General features: G+C 42.6%; 18 protein-coding genes and 1 pseudogene. 10 read left to right on the forward strand and 9 right to left on the reverse strand.

The features are described from left to right. Positions 1-338: pseudogene (locus tag WS40_RS01195) on the forward strand (hypothetical protein); the annotation flags it as partial. A gap of 54 nt (positions 339-392) precedes the next feature. Continuing rightward, entirely contained in the window at positions 393-1,565 is a 1,173-nt protein-coding gene (locus WS40_RS11230) for a hypothetical protein (protein WP_276689222.1), read from the forward strand. 164 nt (positions 1,566-1,729) lie between these two features. Here the strand turns inward: WS40_RS11230 and guaA are convergent, their stop codons facing one another. After that, positions 1,730-3,265, reverse strand: coding sequence for a glutamine-hydrolyzing GMP synthase (gene guaA / locus WS40_RS01205; protein ID WP_046439518.1), 1,536 nt, complete (start codon positions 3,263-3,265; stop codon positions 1,730-1,732). A 236-nt stretch (positions 3,266-3,501) separates the two neighbouring features. Here guaA and WS40_RS01210 point away from each other — a divergent pair, with 236 nt between their 5' ends. Continuing rightward, on the forward strand, positions 3,502-5,565 hold the full coding sequence (locus WS40_RS01210; RefSeq protein WP_046439520.1) for an LTA synthase family protein: 2,064 nt from the start codon (positions 3,502-3,504) through the stop codon (positions 5,563-5,565). A 194-nt stretch (positions 5,566-5,759) separates the two neighbouring features. Here the strand turns inward: WS40_RS01210 and WS40_RS01215 are convergent, their stop codons facing one another. The 3 genes from WS40_RS01215 to murC form a co-directional block, all read right to left on the reverse strand. Then, the gene (locus WS40_RS01215; protein WP_046439522.1) at positions 5,760-6,467 is read right to left on the reverse strand and encodes a zinc ribbon domain-containing protein; all 708 of its coding nucleotides are present in this window, start codon (positions 6,465-6,467) and stop codon (positions 5,760-5,762) included. A gap of 136 nt (positions 6,468-6,603) precedes the next feature. After that, a complete protein-coding gene (gene lexA / locus WS40_RS01220) occupies positions 6,604-7,191 on the reverse strand; it encodes a transcriptional repressor LexA (RefSeq protein WP_022287046.1) in 588 nt (195 codons plus the stop codon). 45 nt (positions 7,192-7,236) lie between these two features. After that, positions 7,237-8,646 carry a UDP-N-acetylmuramate--L-alanine ligase gene (murC, locus tag WS40_RS01225; protein ID WP_046439524.1) on the reverse strand — a complete coding sequence of 470 codons (1,410 nt, stop codon included), beginning with the start codon at positions 8,644-8,646 and terminating at the stop codon, positions 7,237-7,239. 159 nt (positions 8,647-8,805) lie between these two features. Here murC and spoVG point away from each other — a divergent pair, with 159 nt between their 5' ends. After that, positions 8,806-9,093: a septation regulator SpoVG gene (spoVG, locus tag WS40_RS01230; RefSeq protein ID WP_038672724.1), complete on the forward strand. Its 288-nt coding sequence runs from the start codon at positions 8,806-8,808 to the stop codon at positions 9,091-9,093. A gap of 146 nt (positions 9,094-9,239) precedes the next feature. Here the strand turns inward: spoVG and WS40_RS01235 are convergent, their stop codons facing one another. Next, entirely contained in the window at positions 9,240-10,310 is a 1,071-nt protein-coding gene (locus tag WS40_RS01235) for a GDSL-type esterase/lipase family protein (RefSeq protein WP_046439526.1), read from the reverse strand. A 150-nt stretch (positions 10,311-10,460) separates the two neighbouring features. Here WS40_RS01235 and yabP point away from each other — a divergent pair, with 150 nt between their 5' ends. The 6 genes from yabP (at position 10,461) to WS40_RS01265 (ending at position 13,432) form a co-directional block, all read left to right on the forward strand. Beyond that, positions 10,461-10,733, forward strand: coding sequence for a sporulation protein YabP (yabP, locus tag WS40_RS01240; RefSeq protein WP_046439528.1), 273 nt, complete (start codon positions 10,461-10,463; stop codon positions 10,731-10,733). 170 nt (positions 10,734-10,903) lie between these two features. After that, positions 10,904-11,353, forward strand: a complete 450-nt coding sequence (yabQ, locus tag WS40_RS01245) for a spore cortex biosynthesis protein YabQ (protein WP_046439530.1) — start codon at positions 10,904-10,906, stop codon at positions 11,351-11,353. A gap of 113 nt (positions 11,354-11,466) precedes the next feature. Beyond that, positions 11,467-11,826 (forward strand): FtsB family cell division protein, encoded by a 360-nt coding sequence (locus tag WS40_RS11235; RefSeq protein ID WP_325208351.1) that lies wholly within the window; start codon positions 11,467-11,469, stop codon positions 11,824-11,826. Between the two features lie 66 nt (positions 11,827-11,892). Further along, on the forward strand, positions 11,893-12,447 hold the full coding sequence (locus WS40_RS01255) for a S1 RNA-binding domain-containing protein (protein WP_022287145.1): 555 nt from the start codon (positions 11,893-11,895) through the stop codon (positions 12,445-12,447). Positions 12,448-12,479: 32 nt separating this feature from the next. Next, on the forward strand, positions 12,480-12,743 hold the full coding sequence (locus tag WS40_RS01260; protein ID WP_022287146.1) for a DUF4321 domain-containing protein: 264 nt from the start codon (positions 12,480-12,482) through the stop codon (positions 12,741-12,743). 17 nt (positions 12,744-12,760) lie between these two features. Continuing rightward, positions 12,761-13,432 (forward strand): hypothetical protein, encoded by a 672-nt coding sequence (locus WS40_RS01265; RefSeq protein WP_046439532.1) that lies wholly within the window; start codon positions 12,761-12,763, stop codon positions 13,430-13,432. Between the two features lie 166 nt (positions 13,433-13,598). On the opposite strand, the gene WS40_RS01270 is transcribed toward WS40_RS01265, so the two are convergent. The 4 genes from WS40_RS01270 to araD all read right to left on the reverse strand — a co-directional run bounded on the left by WS40_RS01270 (position 13,599) and on the right by araD (position 19,519). Continuing rightward, positions 13,599-15,365 carry a dynamin family protein gene (locus WS40_RS01270; protein ID WP_046439534.1) on the reverse strand — a complete coding sequence of 589 codons (1,767 nt, stop codon included), beginning with the start codon at positions 15,363-15,365 and terminating at the stop codon, positions 13,599-13,601. Next, positions 15,358-16,347, reverse strand: coding sequence for a M48 family metalloprotease (locus WS40_RS01275; protein WP_022287149.1), 990 nt, complete (start codon positions 16,345-16,347; stop codon positions 15,358-15,360). The genes WS40_RS01270 and WS40_RS01275 overlap by 8 nt, the downstream gene beginning before the upstream one ends. A gap of 44 nt (positions 16,348-16,391) precedes the next feature. Beyond that, positions 16,392-18,443 carry a dynamin family protein gene (locus WS40_RS01280; RefSeq protein ID WP_038673497.1) on the reverse strand — a complete coding sequence of 684 codons (2,052 nt, stop codon included), beginning with the start codon at positions 18,441-18,443 and terminating at the stop codon, positions 16,392-16,394. A gap of 386 nt (positions 18,444-18,829) precedes the next feature. Continuing rightward, a complete protein-coding gene (gene araD, locus WS40_RS01285; protein ID WP_022287150.1) occupies positions 18,830-19,519 on the reverse strand; it encodes an L-ribulose-5-phosphate 4-epimerase in 690 nt (229 codons plus the stop codon). Positions 19,520-19,530 lie beyond the last annotated feature (11 nt).

Genomic DNA, 19,530 nt, shown 5'->3' on the forward strand with positions numbered 1-19,530 from the left:
ACTGCGCCACGGTAATACTCAGGCTGTCCTTTCTGCATTCCGCAGCCAAGAACGTCCCGAACATTGACAGCTACACCGGACTTATGCACACACTCTTTGCTTTAGAGGACTTATACGGCTTCAAGATTGACCGTCTGGACGGTGAAATCTGTATCCGCATCAACAGACAGAACGGCTCGACTTTTGCGAAGATGACAGGTCTGCTCAAACCCTGGGAGGAAATGGCTCAGAAGTACCGCAATGGGGAGATCAGCCGCGAGGAGTACGACCAGTGGAGATACAGGTATCCGAGGGCGGAAGCGGAGCGGAATGACGAAGAATTACGCAAGCTGAAATAATAAACATGATGAGATAGGAAATGCATAATTTTGTTATATTATTATGGAGGCATTATGACTCGTATTATATTTTATTCCTGGCAAAATGATTTGGAAGGTAAAACTCATAGATATTTTATTGAGAAATGTATAAAGAAAGCACTAAATCGCCTAGAAAAAGATGCTTCTATATATGTTGGTTATGACCGCGACACAAAAGGAAAGAATGGCAGTCCTGATATTACTACAACTATTTTTGACAAAATAGACAAAAGCGTTTTGTTCATTTGTGATATTAGTATAGTTAATTCAGACTATACCGGTCGAAAAACTCCAAATCCTAATGTATTGATTGAATTAGGTTATGCAGCAAGTAAAATTGGTTGGGACAGGATTATTTGTCTTTTTGATATAAATACTGGAATTATAGAAGAATTGCCGTTTGACTTACGGCAAAAAAGAATCACAGCATTTAATCCCTGTGAAGGAAACGAAGCAGACAGAATTAGTAAAATAATAGAAGAGAATATCAAGGATTTGTATGTTAAAGGGCAATTGTTCAATCCGCTAAACGATTATATAAAAGGGAAAATAGATCGTTCCATTTTAGCTATAGCAAAGCAAATGGCAAATTTGGTTTTTGGAACCATAAGTATGAGTTCTGGATTAGCACAAGTTCAAAATTTGTTGAACTGTTCTATTAAAGAGATAGAATTCCATGTTTGTGGTATACAATTTCCTGGATTTATTGCACTAAATGACTTTTGTGTAGAAGCTACAAATCTACAAAATATTTTGAAAGATTTATTTTCATCCGCATATTTTCCTAAAGAATGGAGTTTTACTGTATTAGAACTGCTTGATTGGATTAGAGGCTATGGTTATTTTATTTCTAAGCGAAACAAAGAATATCCATATGAAATAGTATCTTCTTCTAAATATGACAACCTTGAAGCTATAGATGCTCATTCATTAAATCCTAATAATTTAGAAAACTCATTTATTATTATAGAAACTATAGATAAAAATGGAAAAAGATATGTTGATACTGATGGCGGTAAAGTAATTAATACTACTCATTATCCAACAGATAACGCTCCATCATTATGCTATTGCTATTGTTTAAAGAAAAACGCTATTAATGCATTTGCAAGTAAAATCCAAAAGCTTATAACCATATGCAATAATTGGCTTGACTTAACAAATGGAGAATTTATATTAGATCCAGATTATTATGAAATAACATAAAAAAGAGCTATCCGATTCTTAAATTGAATCAGATAGCTCTTATCTTTTCAGACAATTATTATATCACTGTTGCCGATGATAGAAAAATGTTGCCAAAACGTTGCCATTCAGCTTAACTATGCCACGAAAAGCACGGTATTACGCCGTTTCAGCAAGTGTTTGCATTATTCCCACTCCACCGTTCCCGGTGGCTTTGAGGTTATATCGTAAACTACTCTGTTTACATGGTCTACTTCGTTTGTTATCCTGTTGGATATTCTTGCGAGAACATCATATGGTATCTTTGCCCAATCGGCTGTCATGAAGTCGTCTGTTGTTACGGCTCTGATAGCTATAAGGTGGTCATAGGTTCTGTGGTCGCCCATTACGCCTACTGTCTGGACGTTCGGGAGAACTGCAAAGAACTGGCTCAGGCTGCTCTCAATTCCGCTTTTCTTGATCTCGTCACGGAAAACGGCGTCTGCTTCCTGCAACACCTTTATCTTATCCTCTGTTATCTCACCGATTATTCTTACGCCAAGTCCTGGACCTGGGAACGGCTGACGCCATACAAGTTCCTTTGGTATGCCGAGCTTTTCGCCGACTTTTCTTACCTCGTCTTTGAAGAGGTCGCCAAGCGGCTCTATAACGCCGTCAAAGTTGATGTCCTCAGGCATTTTCACCTGATTGTGGTGAGTTTTTATTGTGGCAGCGTCGCCCTTTCCGCTTTCGATTCGGTCAGGGTAGATAGTACCCTGTGCGAAAAATCCGCCGTCTGCCTCTTCTCTTATCTTATCCCAGAATACCTTATAGAACTCTGTTCCGATAGTCTTTCTCTTTTCCTCTGGATCTGTTATGCCCTTGAGCTTTTCAAGGAACTGCTTCTGACAGTTTACTCTTACAAATCTCATATCGAAAAGTCTTGTGAAAGTTTCCTCAACAAAGTCGCCCTCGTCTTTTCTCATAAGGCCCTGATCTACGAACACGCAGGTGAGCTGTTTGCCCACTGCACGGCTGATAAGTCCTGCGGCAACTGATGAGTCAACTCCGCCTGAAAGTCCCAAAACTACTTTCTTATCGCCTATCTGCTCTTTAAGCTTTGCAACTGTGTTCTCGATAAAGTTATCCATTACCCAATCGCCTTTACAGCCGCAGACCTCGTAAAGGAAGTTTTTCAAAATGACGTTACCATACTCACTGTGAGTTACCTCAGGGTGGAACTGAACGGCATATATCTTCTTCTCTGCATTCTCCATTGACGCACATGGGCAATCATCTGAATGGGAAGTGATAACAAAGCCCTCAGGTGCTTCGCTGACATAGTCGGTATGGCTCATCCATACGATATTCTTATCAGGAACGTCCTTGAAAAGCTTGCTCTCTGCGGAGACTGTTATCTCTATCTTGCCGTACTCGCTCTTTTTACAGCTTTCTACCTTTCCACCGCTCATCCATGAAATAAGCTGACAGCCGTAGCAGATGCCGAGAACTGGTATGCCAAGGTCAAGTATAGCCTTGTCATAATGCGGGGAAGTCATATCATAAACGGAGTTTGGTCCGCCTGTGAAGATTATGCCCTTATAGCCTGCTGCTTTTATTTCTTCGATCGGAGTTTCAAAGCTTTTTATCTCTGCATAAACGTGGTGATCTCTCACACGTCTTGCAATAAGCTGATTGTACTGTCCGCCAAAGTCAAGCACCAGTATCTTCTCATGTGACATATATTTACCTCTTTTCCTTATGTTTTTTGAAATACATAAATATTATAACACGTTGCCGTCCCTTTTTCAAGAGCAATTTACACACTCTTTGAAGCATGGGGTAAATTAATTGTGAACACCTGACATCAAGCAGTAAAATATTCGTTGATTTTAGCTGTTGTAATTTGCTGATAGCTATGCTATAATGAATAGGTATTGTAAAATGCGTGTAAATCAACAGAAAAGAGTATATTGTAATGAAAGAACAACAAAACATTCAAACACAGCAGGCAAAGGAGAAAAAAGGCTTGCTGAAAAAAATAGGAGCATGGTTTGCGTCACCTGACGGAATGCAAACATTACGATTTATAAGTGCTGTAGTGGCAGTTATAGCGGTAGGAGTCATTTGTGCTTTGTTGGGCATATACATGGACAAAGACAACTTCCTGCCGAAAGAACGAAATTATGCGCTTATAGGGGCTTGCGCTGTTGAGCTGGCACTGATATTTATTATTGCGAAATTTTTCTCAATTCAAAAGAAGCTGAAAAAGAGCGAAACAAAAGGCTACATCGACCCTTTCACGGCGGCTTTTATGCTTGGACTAAATTCTTATTTTCTTCCGGACTTTGTAATGGGGTCATATTTTCCAAAGAGCAATGTGCTTTACATTCTCCTTGGAATATTGCTCTGCTGGCTTTTATATCTTATAGGTGCGGTGATATTCCCGAAGCCACACGCCTGGTTTTGCGGAGTGAACGTCATATTTGCCATATATGCTTTGGCACAGTATTATGTCACCGAGTTCAGGGGGAATCCTGTTCAGTTTGCCGACCTTGCCAACATAAAGTCAGTCAGTGAGATAAACGGAATGTACTCACTGTTTTTAGACAGCAAAGTGATGTTTGTGCTTTGTGATCTTATTCTTATTTTCGCTGTAACGGTGACGACAAAAGTAAGGAAGATAAAAATACGCAGCAGGATAATATCGGGTGTGGCTGTTATCGCAGGGTGTTTCGTATTCGTATATGGTGGCAGGTTTGCCTATGACCTTGGTATAAAGAACAGATACATCAGGCTGAACTTTTCAGGTGCGGAAAATGCAGACACATACAGGTGCGTAGGCTATGACCTTATGTTCTGCTTCGACGGAATGTTTGACCGTGTGACGAAGCCTGATGGCTACTCCACTCAAAAGGCTGAGGATATCATAACTCAGTATGAGGTACAAAAGGCTGACAAAAAGCCTACTATCATTGCTATCATGAACGAATCCTTTGCAGACTTTGAGCATATCGCTCAGTTCAAGACTAACAAAGACTATCTGCCTAACTATCACAAATTGCAGGAAGAAAGCATAAGCGGATATGTTTCCGTTTCGGCATATGGCGGTTATTCCTGCAACTCTGAGTATGAATTTCTTACTGGCAACACTCTTGGCTTTTTGCCGTCGGGAAGTGCGGTATTCACCCAATATCTCAACGACAAACAAAACGGTCTTGTAAGCTGGCTAAACGAGCTTGGCTACACAACGCAGGCAATCTCGCCTTGCTCTGAGGGACTATGGGATATAGGCAACGCCTATGAACAGCTTCAATTCAAAGACAGGATATACAATTGTCAGGACAGAATGAGCGATATCCAATATTTCAACGGAAATATCACAGATGAAACCATTTTCAGATATATTGAAGAGCAATATGAAAGACACGCAGGCTCGCCTTATTTTGTATGGACAGCGACCATGCAGAACCATGCGCCGTATGATCATCCGGAGGGTGTTATTCATGAGATAACCTTTGAGGACTACAACGACCCTGCGGCACAGGAATATCTAAATCTTATCTATCAGTCTGACAAGGCGTTGGGAGAGCTTATAAACTATTTCCGACACAAGCAGGAAGAGGTCATAATCGTAATGTTCGGCGACCATTATCCGCATATCATAGACTTCACGGAATATCTCTATGGCAAGGACGTGGCTTTACTTTCAACGGAGGATTACTCAAGACTTCGACAGACTCCTTTCCTTATTTGGAGCAACAAGGGCGTTGAAGCGGAGAAGATAGACGATATAAGCCTTAACTATCTTTCAAACGAGGTCATGGAAGCGGCTGGACTCCCAAAGTCGAGATATCAGCAGGAGCTTGACAAGATACGCTGTGACATTCCGATAATAAGCTCTTACGGCTACAAAACGGCTGACGGAGAATGGTATTCTATAAATGATGTGGCTGACAAATACAAGGACACGCTGAACGAATATGAAACTGTGCAGTATTACAGAATGTTTGATAAAAAGCGTGACAATAGTATAAATTAGGCTGTAAAAAAACACAAACAACAAAAAAAGTGGGACGTCGCATTTCTGCAATGCAGAAATTGCGCCGATCCCCTACAAAGCAATAAACGGACGAAGCTTTTTTACTTCGTCCGTTTCGTTTTATAATGCGTGTCAAAATGCGGGCGAACACTGTTCGCCACTACAAATGACTACATAATTATGCGCTTATTTTTTTATCCTGTGACCTTTTTCTCGAACATGAACATTCCCATGACATCGTTCATTATGCTGTCAGAAGCGACCTTCTTGCTGTTCTTTGTCATTTGCCTTACGACAGTCTGACCGTCATTCTTGCCGAATATCATAACATAATCGTCGCCACTTTCGGAAGTTCCCTCATAGGACACCTGATTTCTAAAGATGTTATATTTCCACTTGCCGTCTTTGAAATATGCGTCAACGGCTTCACCGTAATTTTCGCTTGCTAATTTCATTTCGGTATCAAAATCGTATGTGGAATGTCTTACGCTGAATATTCTCACAAAGGCAATCGCAAAATATATCACCAATATTACCACTGCGATCTTAAGCAAGGTCTTTAGTATCTTTTTGCCCTTACCATAATTCTCTTTGCCGCTGCTTGAATGTTCAGTTGGGGTGCGCCTATAGTCTGCCGCACTCATTTCTCTGTTTCGCTCTGTCTCTCTTACACGCTTTACCCTGCGAGCTTCCTGCTCTCGGCGCATTCTTTCCTCTGCTTCGGCTCTTTTCGGGTGTTCATAAACACGCTTCGGTATGCCCTGTATCCTTGAACGGTCTATAAACTCCTGCTCGCCACGTCTTTGGGTCGATGAGGCGATAGGTACCATTTTTCCGCAGTTGGTGCATATCTTAGCTCCGTCCTCCAGCTTAGAACCGCAGAATGTACAATGTCTGCTCATTATTACCAATCCTTTACACACTTAGAACTGTTTTGTTTGTCGAAGTTTTTTCTATATCTATGTTGGACTATCCGCCCGTTTTCTTTAATGACACGGGCGAACGCTGTTCGCCCCTACAAATCTTCTTTATCTATATTTACAGATATCTTACAACGCCCACAACCTTGCCAAGTATGCTTACTTCGTCTACTATGATAGGATCCATGGTGTCATTTTCAGGCTGCAGTCTGTAATGGCCGTCCTCTTTATAGAAAGTCTTTATGGTAGCTGACTCGTTGTCAACAAGCGCGCAGACTATATCGCCGTTTTCTGCATATGGGGTCTGCTCTATAACTACCATATCTCCGTCAAGGATAGCGGCGTTTATCATGGACTCTCCCCTTACCTTTAGGGCAAAAAGCGGATTGCTGTAATGCCTTGCAGGCTGGAAGCTTATATAGTCTGTTATCTCCTCAATGGCAGTGATAGGGATACCTGCGGTGACAGTTCCCACAAGGGGGATCTTCATGCCGTTGCCGCCTGTGAGCCTTATGGCTCTGTTCTGGTTATTTCCCTTTTCAAGAAGGCCTTTTGCGGTGAGATTATTTATATATCTATGGGCTGTTGAGGTAGACTTAAAGCCAAACTCCGCACAAATCTCCCTAACTGTCGGCGGATATCCCTCTTCTATGCGATCCTTTATGAACTCGAATACCATTTTCTCGTTCTCGGTTACTTTTCTCATAGCTCCGTCCTTTCTGTTATATCAATAAATCTTTATCTTCTAAACCTAAAGCTCTTTTGCAAGCCTTTTTGCAAGCTTATAGACATCTCCGCAGCCAAGAGTTATAACAAGGTCGCCCTCCTTGCAGTTTTTCTTTATATAGTCGATACACTGTGAGAAGTTATATTCCTTCTGCTGTGCAGTCTGCTTATCAACAAGCTCATGGTCGGTCTTGAACCAAACTGCATTTGGTATCTTCTCTGCAAGCTGTTCAGCATAAACACCGTCGGTATTTTTCTCACGGCTTCCCATGATATCCGTTACAACGGCAATATCTGCAATAGAAAGTGCTTTCACAAAATCGTTCATGAGTATCTTTGTTCTTGAATAGGTGAAAGGCTGGAAAACTGCCCACACTCTGTTGAAATCAAGACCCTTTGCGGCTTTCAGTGTACACTCGATCTCCTTTGGGTGGTGAGCGTAATCGTCAACGATAGTAACGCCCTTGACCTCGGCTATCTTCTCGAAACGTCTTATTGCGCCAAAGAAAGTATCAAGTCCCTTTTCGATACCCTCCCATGAAACGCCTGAATATCTTGCGGCAGCGATAGCTGCAAGGGCGTTCATGACGTTATGGTCGCCAGGAACATGGATAGTAAGCTCTCTGACAAACTCGCCCTTATAATAAAGCTCAAAGCGTGTCTGCAAGCCTTTTTTAGACTTTATAACGGCAGAATAATCGTTTTTCTTATCCCAGCCGAAAGATATCATTTCCTTGTTGACACCCTCAACGGCTTTCAGAGTATTTGCGTCGTCGCCATTATAGATAACGGCTTTTGAAGCCATGGTTGCGAACTTATGGAAAGACTTTATGATATTTTCAATATTCTTGAAATACTCAAGGTGGTCTGCGTCAACGTTAAGGATAATTGAAACGTCAGGGAAAAGTCTGAGAAAATGATCCTCGAACTCACAGGATTCACAGACCATAGTCTGTGATGAGCCTGCCTTGCCTGAGCCGCCTATGCTTGGGAGCTTTCCGCCTATAACGCAGGAAAGGTCAGTACCCTCCTGAACGAATATCTGTGTGAGCATGGAAGAAGTTGTGGTCTTTCCGTGAGTGCCTGAAACGCAAAGAGCGTTCGTATACCAGCTTGTGACAAGTCCAAGTATCTCGGCTCTTTCACAGCAGATCGCACCGCTTGCTTTTGCGGCGATAAGCTCAGGGTTATCTGACATTATTGCGGCGGTATAGATTATAAGGTCTGCACCCTTGATATTCTCGGCTCTCTGACCGAGAAAGACTTCTATGCCAAGCTTTCTTACGGCTTCAAGAGTTTCGGTTTCGTTATTGTCTGAGCCTGTGATGAAATATCCCTTTGAATGGAATATCTGCACCAGAGGGTACATACCAGAGCCGCCTATACCGATAAAATGAACGTGCTTTATATTTTTCAAGATCTCATTTGTTATCATCTTTGTAATACTCCTTAGAATAATAGATAATTCAGAATGTATGTTTATTTTATTATATAACATTTCTAAAAAAAAATAAACCCCTTTTTTGATTATTTTTCAAAAAAAGAGGCAAAAATATTACTACAGGCATTACATCACAAGAAAGGACGCATGAAAATGACTATAACAGAGGTAAAATTCAGAAGATTTATAAACGAGGGCAAGCTCAGAGCCGTTGTGAGCCTGACCTTTGACGGCAGTTTTGCGGTACATGATATCAAGATAGTGCAAGGGGAGGAGCGACTTTTTGTGGCTATGCCCAGCCGCCGTGATGACAACGGGGTTTTCCGTGATATTGTTCACCCCATCGACAGCGAGCTTCGCAATGAGATAGAGGGAGAGATACTTTCTGCTTACCGCATGGAGCTTGACAGGCAGTCGGCAGAACAGCAGGATTTAAGCTGACTATAGCAGGATAATAAGTGCAATAATGATGCATAGAAACGATAAGTTTGCGTAAAAAACGGGCGAACAGTGTTCGCCCCTACAGATGCTTTTAAAGTCTGTGTAGGGGGAGTGCTGTTCGCCCTATTATTTCTATCTTTTAGCTTTTAGCCCCAGATCTTATCGCCCATGTTTGAGAGATAAGCTGTAAGCTCCTCCGCCATTTCATACTGCTCAGGAAATCTTGGGTGACCGGGGGTCGCCTTGCCTGTTCTTGTGAACATAAAATGTGTTATCTTCTCGTCATTAAGCTCGTTTGCTATCTCGTCAACGGCTTTATCCCACTCCTCACCGTGGCAGAGAACTGTCAGCAGAAGCACGAATGTTGCGTTTGGATATTTGCTTCTAAGGTCAAGGATAATGCTCTTGTAGGCATTTTTCCACTTTGCTCTGTAATCGGGGTCTGCGATATCGAAATCCTCGTGACCCTCATTATGCGGGTCGTTCTGACCCACTGCAAAAAGCACAACGTCAGGGGTATAATTCTCAAAATCCCAAGGGGTCACACCCTTTGCTCCCTCTGGGAAATAGCAAAGCTTATTGTATACAGACTCCATGCCGATATAATTCGGGGCATGATAATAGCCAGTGTTGTCGAAAATTGCGATACCGCCCTGTGCGATATTATGGATCTGTGCGCCAAGATTTCTTGCTGTTATCATTGCATAGCTATGCCATGCGTTATCATAAACTCCCTGATGATCCTCAGGGTCACAGCTTGCAACAAAGTCAACTGCCTCGCACACTGCGCCTGCGGAAACAGAGTCGCCATAGCACTCTATTTTCCTTGCAGGGAGAGGAGGATTTTCGAAAACTTCTCCGTCGGGGTCTATTTTAAAGCCCACGAACTCAAAGTAATGGGAAGCGTCCTGCCTTTTAAAAAGGGTGACGGTATGAGTGCCTTTTTCAAGGTCACAAGCGATATCAAGGGTGATATCCTCGTCATTTTTATCAAAAGTCACCTTGCCCTCTTTGCCGTCCATAACAAAGCCAAGCTCCTGAATGTTGAAATACTTATGGTTTTTTATCACGGCGGATACGCTTGTGCCTGTGAAAGTCATTTTTACATTTGAGCCTGCGTAATAAAACTCAGGGCGTGTTTTATCGGAAAAGTCTATTCTGCCCATATAAGTAAGAAAGCTGTTGTCTGCTGTTATAAGCTTTTTATTCTCTGCCATTTTTTCATATCCTTTCGATACTATGTTTTTTTGCATATGTTTATTTTAGCTTTTCAAGGCGTTTTTGTCAAGGATATAAAACGTTTTCACAGAAATATTTTTACACGGAGCGAATATACATAGATAAGAAAAATATCAGGGGGTGCTTTTATGAATGATACTCAGGGCAGGCACAATGCCATTCTTGAAAACAGACAGCGTTTACAGCTTTCGGACGTGACGGACGTTGACAGCTTTGACGAGGATGAGATAAGGCTTTTCACACAGCTTGGAGAGCTGACGATAAAAGGCAAAGACCTGCACATAAACGAAATAAGCGTTGAATCGGGAGATGTTTCCGTGGAGGGAGATATCTGGGCTTTGATTTATGGAGAAAAGGACAGAAAGAAAAAGCTCTCGGCGATAGGGAAGATATTCAGATAACATATGTAGGGGCTGAGGTCGCCCGCCTGTTTGCGGAGCTTTCGGCAAAATACGGATAGGCAGATAACAAATAGCGGTCAGCCAACGGGCGAACGCTGTTCGCCCCTACAAGTGGGGAATTGCATATTCAAGCGGTTTTTAAGCAAAAGGTTTGAGAAAGGGGAAAGAAAATGGAAGAAATGCAACTGGGGCTAGAGCTTGAAAGGGAGCTTTTTCTGCTGTCTGTGGTTCTGGGCTGCGGGCTGGGACTTTTATATGATATTTTCAGGGTATTCAGGGCGGCTTTGCCACATGGGAAGATACTCACCTTTTTTGAGGATATCATTTACACATTTCTTTACGGCTTTGCACTTTTCACATTTTGCACCGGGCTGACGGGGGCTATAAGAGGGTTTGTTTTAGTCGGTATGCTAACAGGCTCCGTGATAGAACATCTTACTGTAGGAAACGCTGTTGTATCCGTGATGAGGAGCCTTTTTTCGATCATCAGAAAACTATTTGCTAAAACGTTTTCGCCTGTGGTTAAATTTATTACCAAAAGAGCAGACGGTTTCAGGGACTGTTTTGTGAAAAAGTGCAAAATTTCCTCTCTGCGAAAAAAAACTTCTAAAAGCACTTGAAAACTCTCTTTTGATTAGTGTATAATAGAAAAGAGTATAGGTAACGCCTCATGACAGTTATTGGGGTATTGCTTATGGAAAGGTCGGTTTTGTAATCAAAAAAGGAGTACGCAATGCTAGGTTTTAAAAATAAAACGTCCGAAACGGCTGACGCTGAAAAGGACGCTGCTAAAAAAAATCCAAAGCCGAAAAGATCAAGATTTGTTAAGCTTATGACTATTTTTGCTGTTGCCGCTCTTGTTGTTTATTCAGGGGTGACTATCATCTCACAGCAGGCGCAGATAGCACAGCTCAGAAAAGAGTCAGACGCTATAAATAAAAAGATAACCGCCGCCAAGCAGCTCAATGATGAATACACAAGGCTGCTCAGTTCTGACGATGAGGCGGAGTATATGGAGAAGATAGCTATTGAAAAGCTGGGCTATGCTTATCCTAATGAGCGCAGATTTTATATTGTAAACAACAGCGACTAAGGCAAACACGGTCTTTTGACCGTTCATATAGCAGAATTTTTATTGCAGAGAGGACACAAAGATCAAATGCAGCTTGAAGTAGGAAAAATTTATGAAGGAAAAGTAACAGGTATCACAAAATTCGGAGCATTTGTGGAGCTTGACAAGGATACGACAGGAATGGTCCACATCTCGGAGGTTGCGAACACATTCGTAAACGAGATAAAGGATCATCTTACCGAGGGTCAGACCGTCAAGGTAAAGGTGCTTAATTTAGGCGACGACGGAAAGATATCGCTTTCTATCAAGAAGGCTCAGCCTGCGCCACAGAGAAAGCCAAGAGAGAACGGTCACCAGGGTGGCAGAGAGGGCAGACCTAACGGTGGTCAGAGAAATTTCAACCGTCAGGGAGGCAATTCTCAGGGCAGACCTAGAAACGACTATAACAGGGATCACAACAGAGACAGAGCGCCACAGGATTTTGCTAAAAATCCGCCTCCGGTATACAATGCTGACAGCAATTCAGGAAACGCTGATTTTGAGGATATGCTCAGCAAGTTCAAGGCGTCAAGCGAGGAGAGATTTTCTGATCTGAAAAAAGTCATTGACAACAAGAGAAAATCTCCGTCAAGAAGAAAATAGATACCGATACATAAAACAGAGGATATTCAGTCATGAAAAATTTCAAAAAGACTTTCGCGTTTATATTTTTCATGCTGGCAGGAATAATACTTGGTGCGTTCATAGCTTACGTCTGTGAGGGCAAGGATTATGTGGGCTGGCTTGCATGGGGAAAAAATGTAGGCATTGAAAGCTTTGCTATAGACCTTTATGTGATAAAATTCAATATAGGTCTTATGGTCCATGCAACTATCTCGCAGATATTCACTATTGCTGCGGCGCTTATAGTGTTCTCAAAGACCTGCAAGGGGCTTTAAGGAGAGTAAATTTTAAAATGAGATTTCTAAAAACAGCAGCAGTAGCTTTAACAGTGGCTGTCTGCCTTTTATGCACTTCCTGCGGTACGCCTGAGCTAAAGCATGACACATTGGTATATCAGGCAAGGGAGGACTATGCGACGCTTGACTCCGCAAAAGTCGTTATAACCAACGAGGACACTGGTGATATAGAGCAGGAGTTCACTTTCAAGTATGACGAAAAGGATGTGCTGACCTATTCTTACTACGGCAAGAACGGTGGAAAGGAATACGCTCAGTATAACAACGGAATCGAGAGCTACACCTATGATAACGGAGAATACTCACATTTGGTAAAGGGCGACAAGGACTTTTCAAAGTACACAAGAAAGGCAAAGCACCCACAAGCTGACGAGGGTATGCTGATGTTTGCTCCGAAAGCTGTTGAGTCTGTTTCTGACATTATCGGTGATGACGGCTCTGTTACTGTGACGTATGTTTATGACGTTTCAAAGCTAGGAAAGGACGCTGAGGAGATAGGCACAAAGGGCTTTTCCACAACCTATTTTTTCGATAAAGACGGTGAACTTGAATACTTCACTGAAAACACTGTCACAAAGAACGCTCAGTACAACTATCGTGTTGACATAACAGAAAGAAACTCTGTTGACAAGATAGAAAACAAAGTTGAGCAATACAAAGACAAATAATTTACTGCATACAAAATGTAGCGGCGACCTGAGGTCGCCCGTTGATCTGATACTTTTTAGATATTCTTAACAGGCTGCAAAAACAGCCTGTTTTATTTTTGTCAAAAAGCATATTTACGCCATTATCAAAAAAACGCCCCAACTTAATGGGACGTTTTTATTTTTGTTATAATTTGCTCTCTGCCAGTATTCTCTGTGGCTCGGCAAGCATTTGCTTTGCTTCCACAAGGGTCTGCCTTATCTCGTCATTATCATAAACCATCATGAGCTGCTGAGCCTGATTGAGGGCTTCTCTGCCCATTTCCACCTGATACTGATAAAGGCTGTCGAGCCTTGCGGCTGCCTTTGTTTCAAGATCCTGATAAACTGTCTTTATATCCTTGACGATATTATTTCTGATATCGTCATAGTTTTCAAGAGCGATATCAATTATATCGGTCTGCTTTTTCTTTTTAAGGATAAGACTGAAAACTGACATTGTGGCAGGAGGAAAGGTTTCGCTTGTGCCGAAAAGCTGAACGCCCATAACAGAACGTGTTACATTCTTGTTCAGGGAGGTCATTATCATTTCCACTGACGGAGCCTTTGCCGCCTTTGAAAGATCGTCTATGCCAAGGGCGGAGGCAAGCTCTCTGCCTGTGCCTTCCACTATCTCGGCTATCCTATCTCTATGGCTCTCGATACAATTTCGATATGCTTCGCCCACCTTTTCCATAAGGAACGAATAGAAATGCTTTTCTATATCCTCAGAGCTGTAAAGGTCGTTTCCGTCTGCGTCTTTTCCACGGCAATCCAAAACGCTTGCTCTCAGCTTTGAGAAGAACTCATACATCCAAGCTTCGGCTTCCTGCTGCATTTCGATAATAGAAAGGTGCAAAGCAGGCTTTTTCTCCTCCAGAGCCTTTGAAAGCTTTTCACACTGCTCCTCAAACTCTTTTGCTCTGTCGGCAAGCTTCTGCTTGTCAAGCTCTGCCATATCGCTTATAAGTCTAAGCTTTGCGGCTGTTTCGTCGCACATCTGCGAAAGCATTGTAAGAACACGCTTTGAACGTATAACGTCCTTCTGCATGATTATATCACGCTGCAAAGACAGCTCGAACTGGAAAAACTGAGTTTCGTAAAACTCTCTTGTACCCTTGTCCAGCGGTCTTTCTCTGCCAAGCTTTCGGCTAAGCTCGTCTGCACCGCTTATGCCGTATACGATAGCGTTAGGCACTATCCTCTCGGATATGTTTCTCACACGCTTTAGTATTTTATCAGCATCCTTCTGAGAGTTCATTGCGTCTATCATATTCACGAGGATATAGAGCATACCAAATCGCTGAGGCTGGACATGGCTTGCAAGAAACAACTGCTCGCTTTCAGAAAAAGGCAGCAGGCATGATGCCGCATACATGATAGCGTCGGCATTGACAATATAATCCATTACCTGCTTATCAAGGCTCTCCAAGTCAGAAAGACCCGGGGTATCCACTATCCTTATCTCTTTGAGTATAGGGGCATTGTCCTTTATTTGAACATAGCTTATTTTTGCAGGAAAAAGCTTCATTCTCTGCTCAAGCTTTTCTCTTGTAATATCCTCCAACGACAGCGGCACTCTCATGCCGTTTTCAAGGATAGCTTCCACATACTGCGTATGACCGAAAGATATCTCATTTATGGTATAAGTTTCAGGTGTAACGTTTATAGGTGCAAGCTCCTTGCCCAGCAGGGCGTTTATAATGGTGCTTTTTCCCCTTTTGAACTCGCCAAGTATGACCAGCGTGAAAGGCTCTTCGCTTTTTTTCTCGATAAGAGCTTCCCAATCGTTCATTTCGCTGACAAAATCCTTGCCGAGCATTTTCGCTATCTTTTCATTTTCAACAAAGGCTTTAAGAGCGGTCTTTACCTGTGCAATATTCTGCTCCGCTGTATTGATATTAGCACTATCCACCTATCACGCCTCCGTTTCCGATTATAATACTGCTGCGCACATCACATATCTGACCTGAAACAAGGTGTCTGTCAGAATCCTCTGCGTCGCCACGCCATTCATAAAGAACTGAGCAATACAGAAACTCAGTAGCTGCGACAACAAGCTTTTCAAGCTCGCTCATAGTATTATCTGTTTTCAGATTTCTTGAAGAAACTGCATGGACGCTCTCAGCCTTTTTGATAAGTCCGTCGGTATCCATATTCTTCTGCTGTCTGCCATAAAAGTCGATATAGCCCTTGTTATAAAGCCCTGTTATGACGCTTATGAACATTCCCGGCTTATCGAGGCAGATAATGCCTGCTCTATTTGCAGTTATATCAGCATACTTCACCCACTGAACAAGCGCTGTATAAAGCTGATTGTTCACAGTCTGCTTATATGACCTTTCAACTGGTCTGTAAGTATACTTATTGTAATTGAGATATGTAAATGCCATATTATAGGCACAATGATTGTTCTGTATTCTTCCACACTCGCAGCCTATAAGGAACATAAGCTCCTCCTTGCTGCACATTTCCACTACCTGCTTTGAAAGCACGATACAAGGCTCGATGATATCACTTGCCACAGAGTAGACCTGTGCTTTATCCATATCCCCTCTGACAAAGACGATAGGCACAACAAGCTCTAGCCGCTCGGCACACTTCTTCACAATGTCATAGATATCAGGATATTTCAGCGGGCCAACCTGCTCGCACTTAAGAAACAGGTGCTTTGCTTCGGCAGAAACGTCCTGCGAGCCTGCCGCCTTGACGAGCTTTCCCCAGCCCCCAAGTCCCATTATCTTCTGCCTTACGGCAAAGTCGGACTCAAAAGCATAGTCAAGCACGCCGTCAACTATATGGTTCTGATAGCTTCTTGTATAAGCGTTCAAATATGTGCGGAAGCTTGTGTCAATCTGTAGCAGCGGATTTTCCCTTTCCGTTGTATTTGTACTCATGACCTGTCCTCCCTTGATCCTAAAATAATATTTTTATATGACCGTCAGCTTTCCATAGCTTCGGTAAGCACACGTCTTACCTGATATGCTTCCTGAACTATAGCGCTTGCGCTCTCGGCAATATCATGGAGACGCTCCATTTCCTTCTGAGAAATGTTGCTCTTTTCTGTTTTAAGATCATTAAGATTATCAAGTGTTTCCTGAGTATCACGGAGGATTATCTCTGTTTCGCTCTCGATCTTGCCCTTCAGACCCTCAAAAGCTGAGAATACCTGACGGCGGACAGTTTCAGTGAAGTCATTATTGAGCTTCATTTCATGGAACTGCTTTCTCACCTGAGTTTTGAAGTTTGACTTATACTTATCTATTCTTTCCTTAACAAGTATCTTATCAACGGCAAAGTTTGAAGTAAAAGTACCTGCAATGCCTGCAAGAGCCATAAGGCAGAGGGTCACTGGCAGGGTAGCGGTGATGCCAAAGAAGCCTGCAAAGAATATAGCGGTATAATAAGTAGCATAAAATCCTGCAAAGCCTGTTGCTCCGCCTAAAAGTGCGCCCTTTACGCCAGACTCTCTGAAGCCCAGGAACAATCCTCCGACGCCGTAAGAGCCGATAGCAACGCCGATTATCTTATCCATTACGCCGCCGTTCTTTGAAACTCTGTCAGAGATAGTGAACATCTGCTGTATCTTTGTAACGGACTCGAAGAACTCGTCCTCAAATTCCTGAAGTCTTTCAGCCTCGCAGGAAACAGCGAAGTTTATGCTGTTCTGTATCTGCTCGCAGATTATCTGCGCTCTTGCCTCTATGCTCTCCTTTATTTTCTCGGTGAGCTTTGCGGTAACGAGCTTGAGCTGGTCTTTCTTGAAATCGTCAGAGGACATCTGGAAGTTGTCTATAACCTCCATAGCTGTCTGCTCGATGTTTGTCCAATAGCTGTCCAGAACTGGCTGCAGGTCATTGAACACCTGATTTGCGGCATCATTGATCTTGACAAATTCCTGTCTTTTCTTATTTCTTATCTCGCCTATCTCTTTGATAGCCTCGTCATACTTTTCCATGAACTCATCGTTAGCCATCATGAGTGCGTTTTCCTGCATAACAACGCTTCTGAGTATCTCAGTACCCGAATTTGTTATCTTATTTGCAAGGATCTGCAATGCGATAACGCCACGCTCTTTTGTGAGCATGGTTTCAAGAGCCTTTTCAAACTCAGGGAAGTTACTCTTTTCAAGGGCTTCCTTATCCCCTGTTTCCTTGGCATTAAGAGCCTGCTTTGCATAAACGCCGATAACTCTCGGAGTTCCTATCTTTCTTTTATAGACCGCAAACTCACGGGAATCCTCGCCCATGACCTTTTTAGCCTTTTCCATAACGTATTTTCCGATACGTCCTCTTACAGTTTCGACTATCTTGTTCTCGTCTGCCTGTGAGAAAGTACCGAAGCAATTTACAACGAAAATAATCCTTCCCACATCGGAAGTGAGCATTTTCTTTTCCAAAAACTCTTTCTCAAACTGTGAAAAAGGGGAGTTTGCACTGATAACGAAAACGGCTGCGTCTATTTTCGGCAGGATAGACAGAGTAACGTTGGTCATCTGGTCGTCGTCGTTAAGACCCGGAGTGTCTATGATATCCACGTTGTTCTTACAGAACTCGGTATCATAATAAACAGTGGCTTCCTTAACAGTTTCGGCTCTTTCCTCCGACTCTGCTGTAAGCTTTGTTACATAGTCCTCCAGCTTGTTTATATCCACCCTTTCACTTTTGCCGTTTTTGTATTCCACCTGCACATACGGCTCTTCGCTATAAGTAACTCTGTTAAGGGTAGCCGTTGCAGGCAGCACGTCAGCAGGAAGTACCTCCTGACCCAGCATTGCGTTGATAAGGGTACTTTTACCTCTCTTGAACTCGCCCACTATAGCGACCTCAAAATGCTCCTCGGCAGTTTTCTCCAATGTTTCCCGAATAGATTCCGCAGTATTGACAAGAGCGATCTCCTCGCTCAATCCAAGCAGCGATTTCAGGTTCTCTGTAAGACCCTTTACCGTTTCCTTATAGGACGCATAGCTGCCGTAATCAATTTGCTTTTTCATTACAAGCCTCCGTTCCTCGTTTCTAAGGCAAACCTTGCATGGCATTGCCTTGAGGTAATATCTATACTATATTCCATTCATTTCCGCTGTGACACAATAAATATTACCGTGACATTATTTTAATTATAACATATTATTAAAACATAAGTCAAGAATTTACTTATAACAAGTACAAAAAACTACCCTTTTGTACAAATCAGCGTACACATAATATACATTTTGCACAATATGTGAGCAAAGGCACAAAAAAACGCCCAGAAAATCGGGGCGCTATTTTATCGAGGATGTGCTAAACAAATCTTTTATATGTAGGGGCGAACAGTGTTCGCCCGTTATTTGACTCATTTTTTCAACGGACTTATATCATGCTTTTTGAGGCATTGACATCAATTCTGTCCGTAATATGCGTTCTTTCCGTGCTTTCTAAGGAAGTGCTTGTCAAGAAGCTCCTGCTGCATATGACCTATCTCGGGGTTCAGCATCATTGCGTGGAAATTCATGAACGCAGCTTCTTCGAGAACGACTGCATTATGAACGGCTTCTGCAGCGTCCTTTCCCCATGTGAACGGACCATGGCTTTTTACCAGAACGGCAGGTATCTGAGTTGCATCAAGACCTTTGAAAGCCTCGATTATAACAGTACCTGTTTCCTTTTCATACTCACCTGTTATCTCCTCAGGGGTCATTGCTCTTGTGCATGGTATCTCGCCGTAAAAATAATCTGCGTGAGTTGTTCCCATTGGTATTATGCCCTTTCCTGCCTGAGCAAAAGATGTTGCCCAGCGACTGTGGGTATGTACTATTCCGCCGATATCAAAGGCTTTGTAAAGCTCCAAATGTGTTGGAGTATCGCTGGAAGGCTTATATTTTCCCTCTACAACCTTACCGCTTTCAAGATCAACTACCACCATATCATCGGCTGTCATGCCCTCATAAGGCACGCCTGAGGGCTTTATGACTACAAGGCCCTTTTCTCTGTCGATAGCAGAAACATTTCCCCATGTGAATGTGACAAGTCCATATTTCGGCAGAAGCAGATTTGCTTCGCACACCTGCTGTTTTAATTCTTCAAGCATAAGATTCTCCT

It is taken from the genome of Ruminococcus sp. N15.MGS-57 (genome assembly GCF_000980385.1).
Lineage (GTDB): Bacteria > Bacillota > Clostridia > Oscillospirales > Ruminococcaceae > Hominimerdicola > Hominimerdicola aceti.

Excerpts from the sequence above, each read along its gene's own strand:
- WS40_RS11230 (WP_276689222.1), top strand. The coding sequence starts at position 393 with ATGACTCGTATTATATTTTATTCCTGGCAAAATGATTTGGAAGGTAAA.
- guaA (WP_046439518.1), bottom strand. The coding sequence starts at position 3,265 with ATGTCACATGAGAAGATACTGGTGCTTGACTTTGGCGGACAGTACAAT.
- WS40_RS01210 (WP_046439520.1), top strand. The coding sequence starts at position 3,502 with ATGAAAGAACAACAAAACATTCAAACACAGCAGGCAAAGGAGAAAAAA.
- WS40_RS01215 (WP_046439522.1), bottom strand. The coding sequence starts at position 6,467 with ATGAGCAGACATTGTACATTCTGCGGTTCTAAGCTGGAGGACGGAGCT.
- lexA (WP_022287046.1), bottom strand. The coding sequence starts at position 7,191 with ATGAGAAAAGTAACCGAGAACGAGAAAATGGTATTCGAGTTCATAAAG.
- murC (WP_046439524.1), bottom strand. The coding sequence starts at position 8,646 with ATGATAACAAATGAGATCTTGAAAAATATAAAGCACGTTCATTTTATC.
- spoVG (WP_038672724.1), top strand. The coding sequence starts at position 8,806 with ATGACTATAACAGAGGTAAAATTCAGAAGATTTATAAACGAGGGCAAG.
- WS40_RS01235 (WP_046439526.1), bottom strand. The coding sequence starts at position 10,310 with ATGGCAGAGAATAAAAAGCTTATAACAGCAGACAACAGCTTTCTTACT.
- yabP (WP_046439528.1), top strand. The coding sequence starts at position 10,461 with ATGAATGATACTCAGGGCAGGCACAATGCCATTCTTGAAAACAGACAG.
- yabQ (WP_046439530.1), top strand. The coding sequence starts at position 10,904 with ATGGAAGAAATGCAACTGGGGCTAGAGCTTGAAAGGGAGCTTTTTCTG.
- WS40_RS11235 (WP_325208351.1), top strand. The coding sequence starts at position 11,467 with ATGCTAGGTTTTAAAAATAAAACGTCCGAAACGGCTGACGCTGAAAAG.
- WS40_RS01255 (WP_022287145.1), top strand. The coding sequence starts at position 11,893 with ATGCAGCTTGAAGTAGGAAAAATTTATGAAGGAAAAGTAACAGGTATC.
- WS40_RS01260 (WP_022287146.1), top strand. The coding sequence starts at position 12,480 with ATGAAAAATTTCAAAAAGACTTTCGCGTTTATATTTTTCATGCTGGCA.
- WS40_RS01265 (WP_046439532.1), top strand. The coding sequence starts at position 12,761 with ATGAGATTTCTAAAAACAGCAGCAGTAGCTTTAACAGTGGCTGTCTGC.
- WS40_RS01275 (WP_022287149.1), bottom strand. The coding sequence starts at position 16,347 with ATGAGTACAAATACAACGGAAAGGGAAAATCCGCTGCTACAGATTGAC.
- WS40_RS01280 (WP_038673497.1), bottom strand. The coding sequence starts at position 18,443 with ATGAAAAAGCAAATTGATTACGGCAGCTATGCGTCCTATAAGGAAACG.
- araD (WP_022287150.1), bottom strand. The coding sequence starts at position 19,519 with ATGCTTGAAGAATTAAAACAGCAGGTGTGCGAAGCAAATCTGCTTCTG.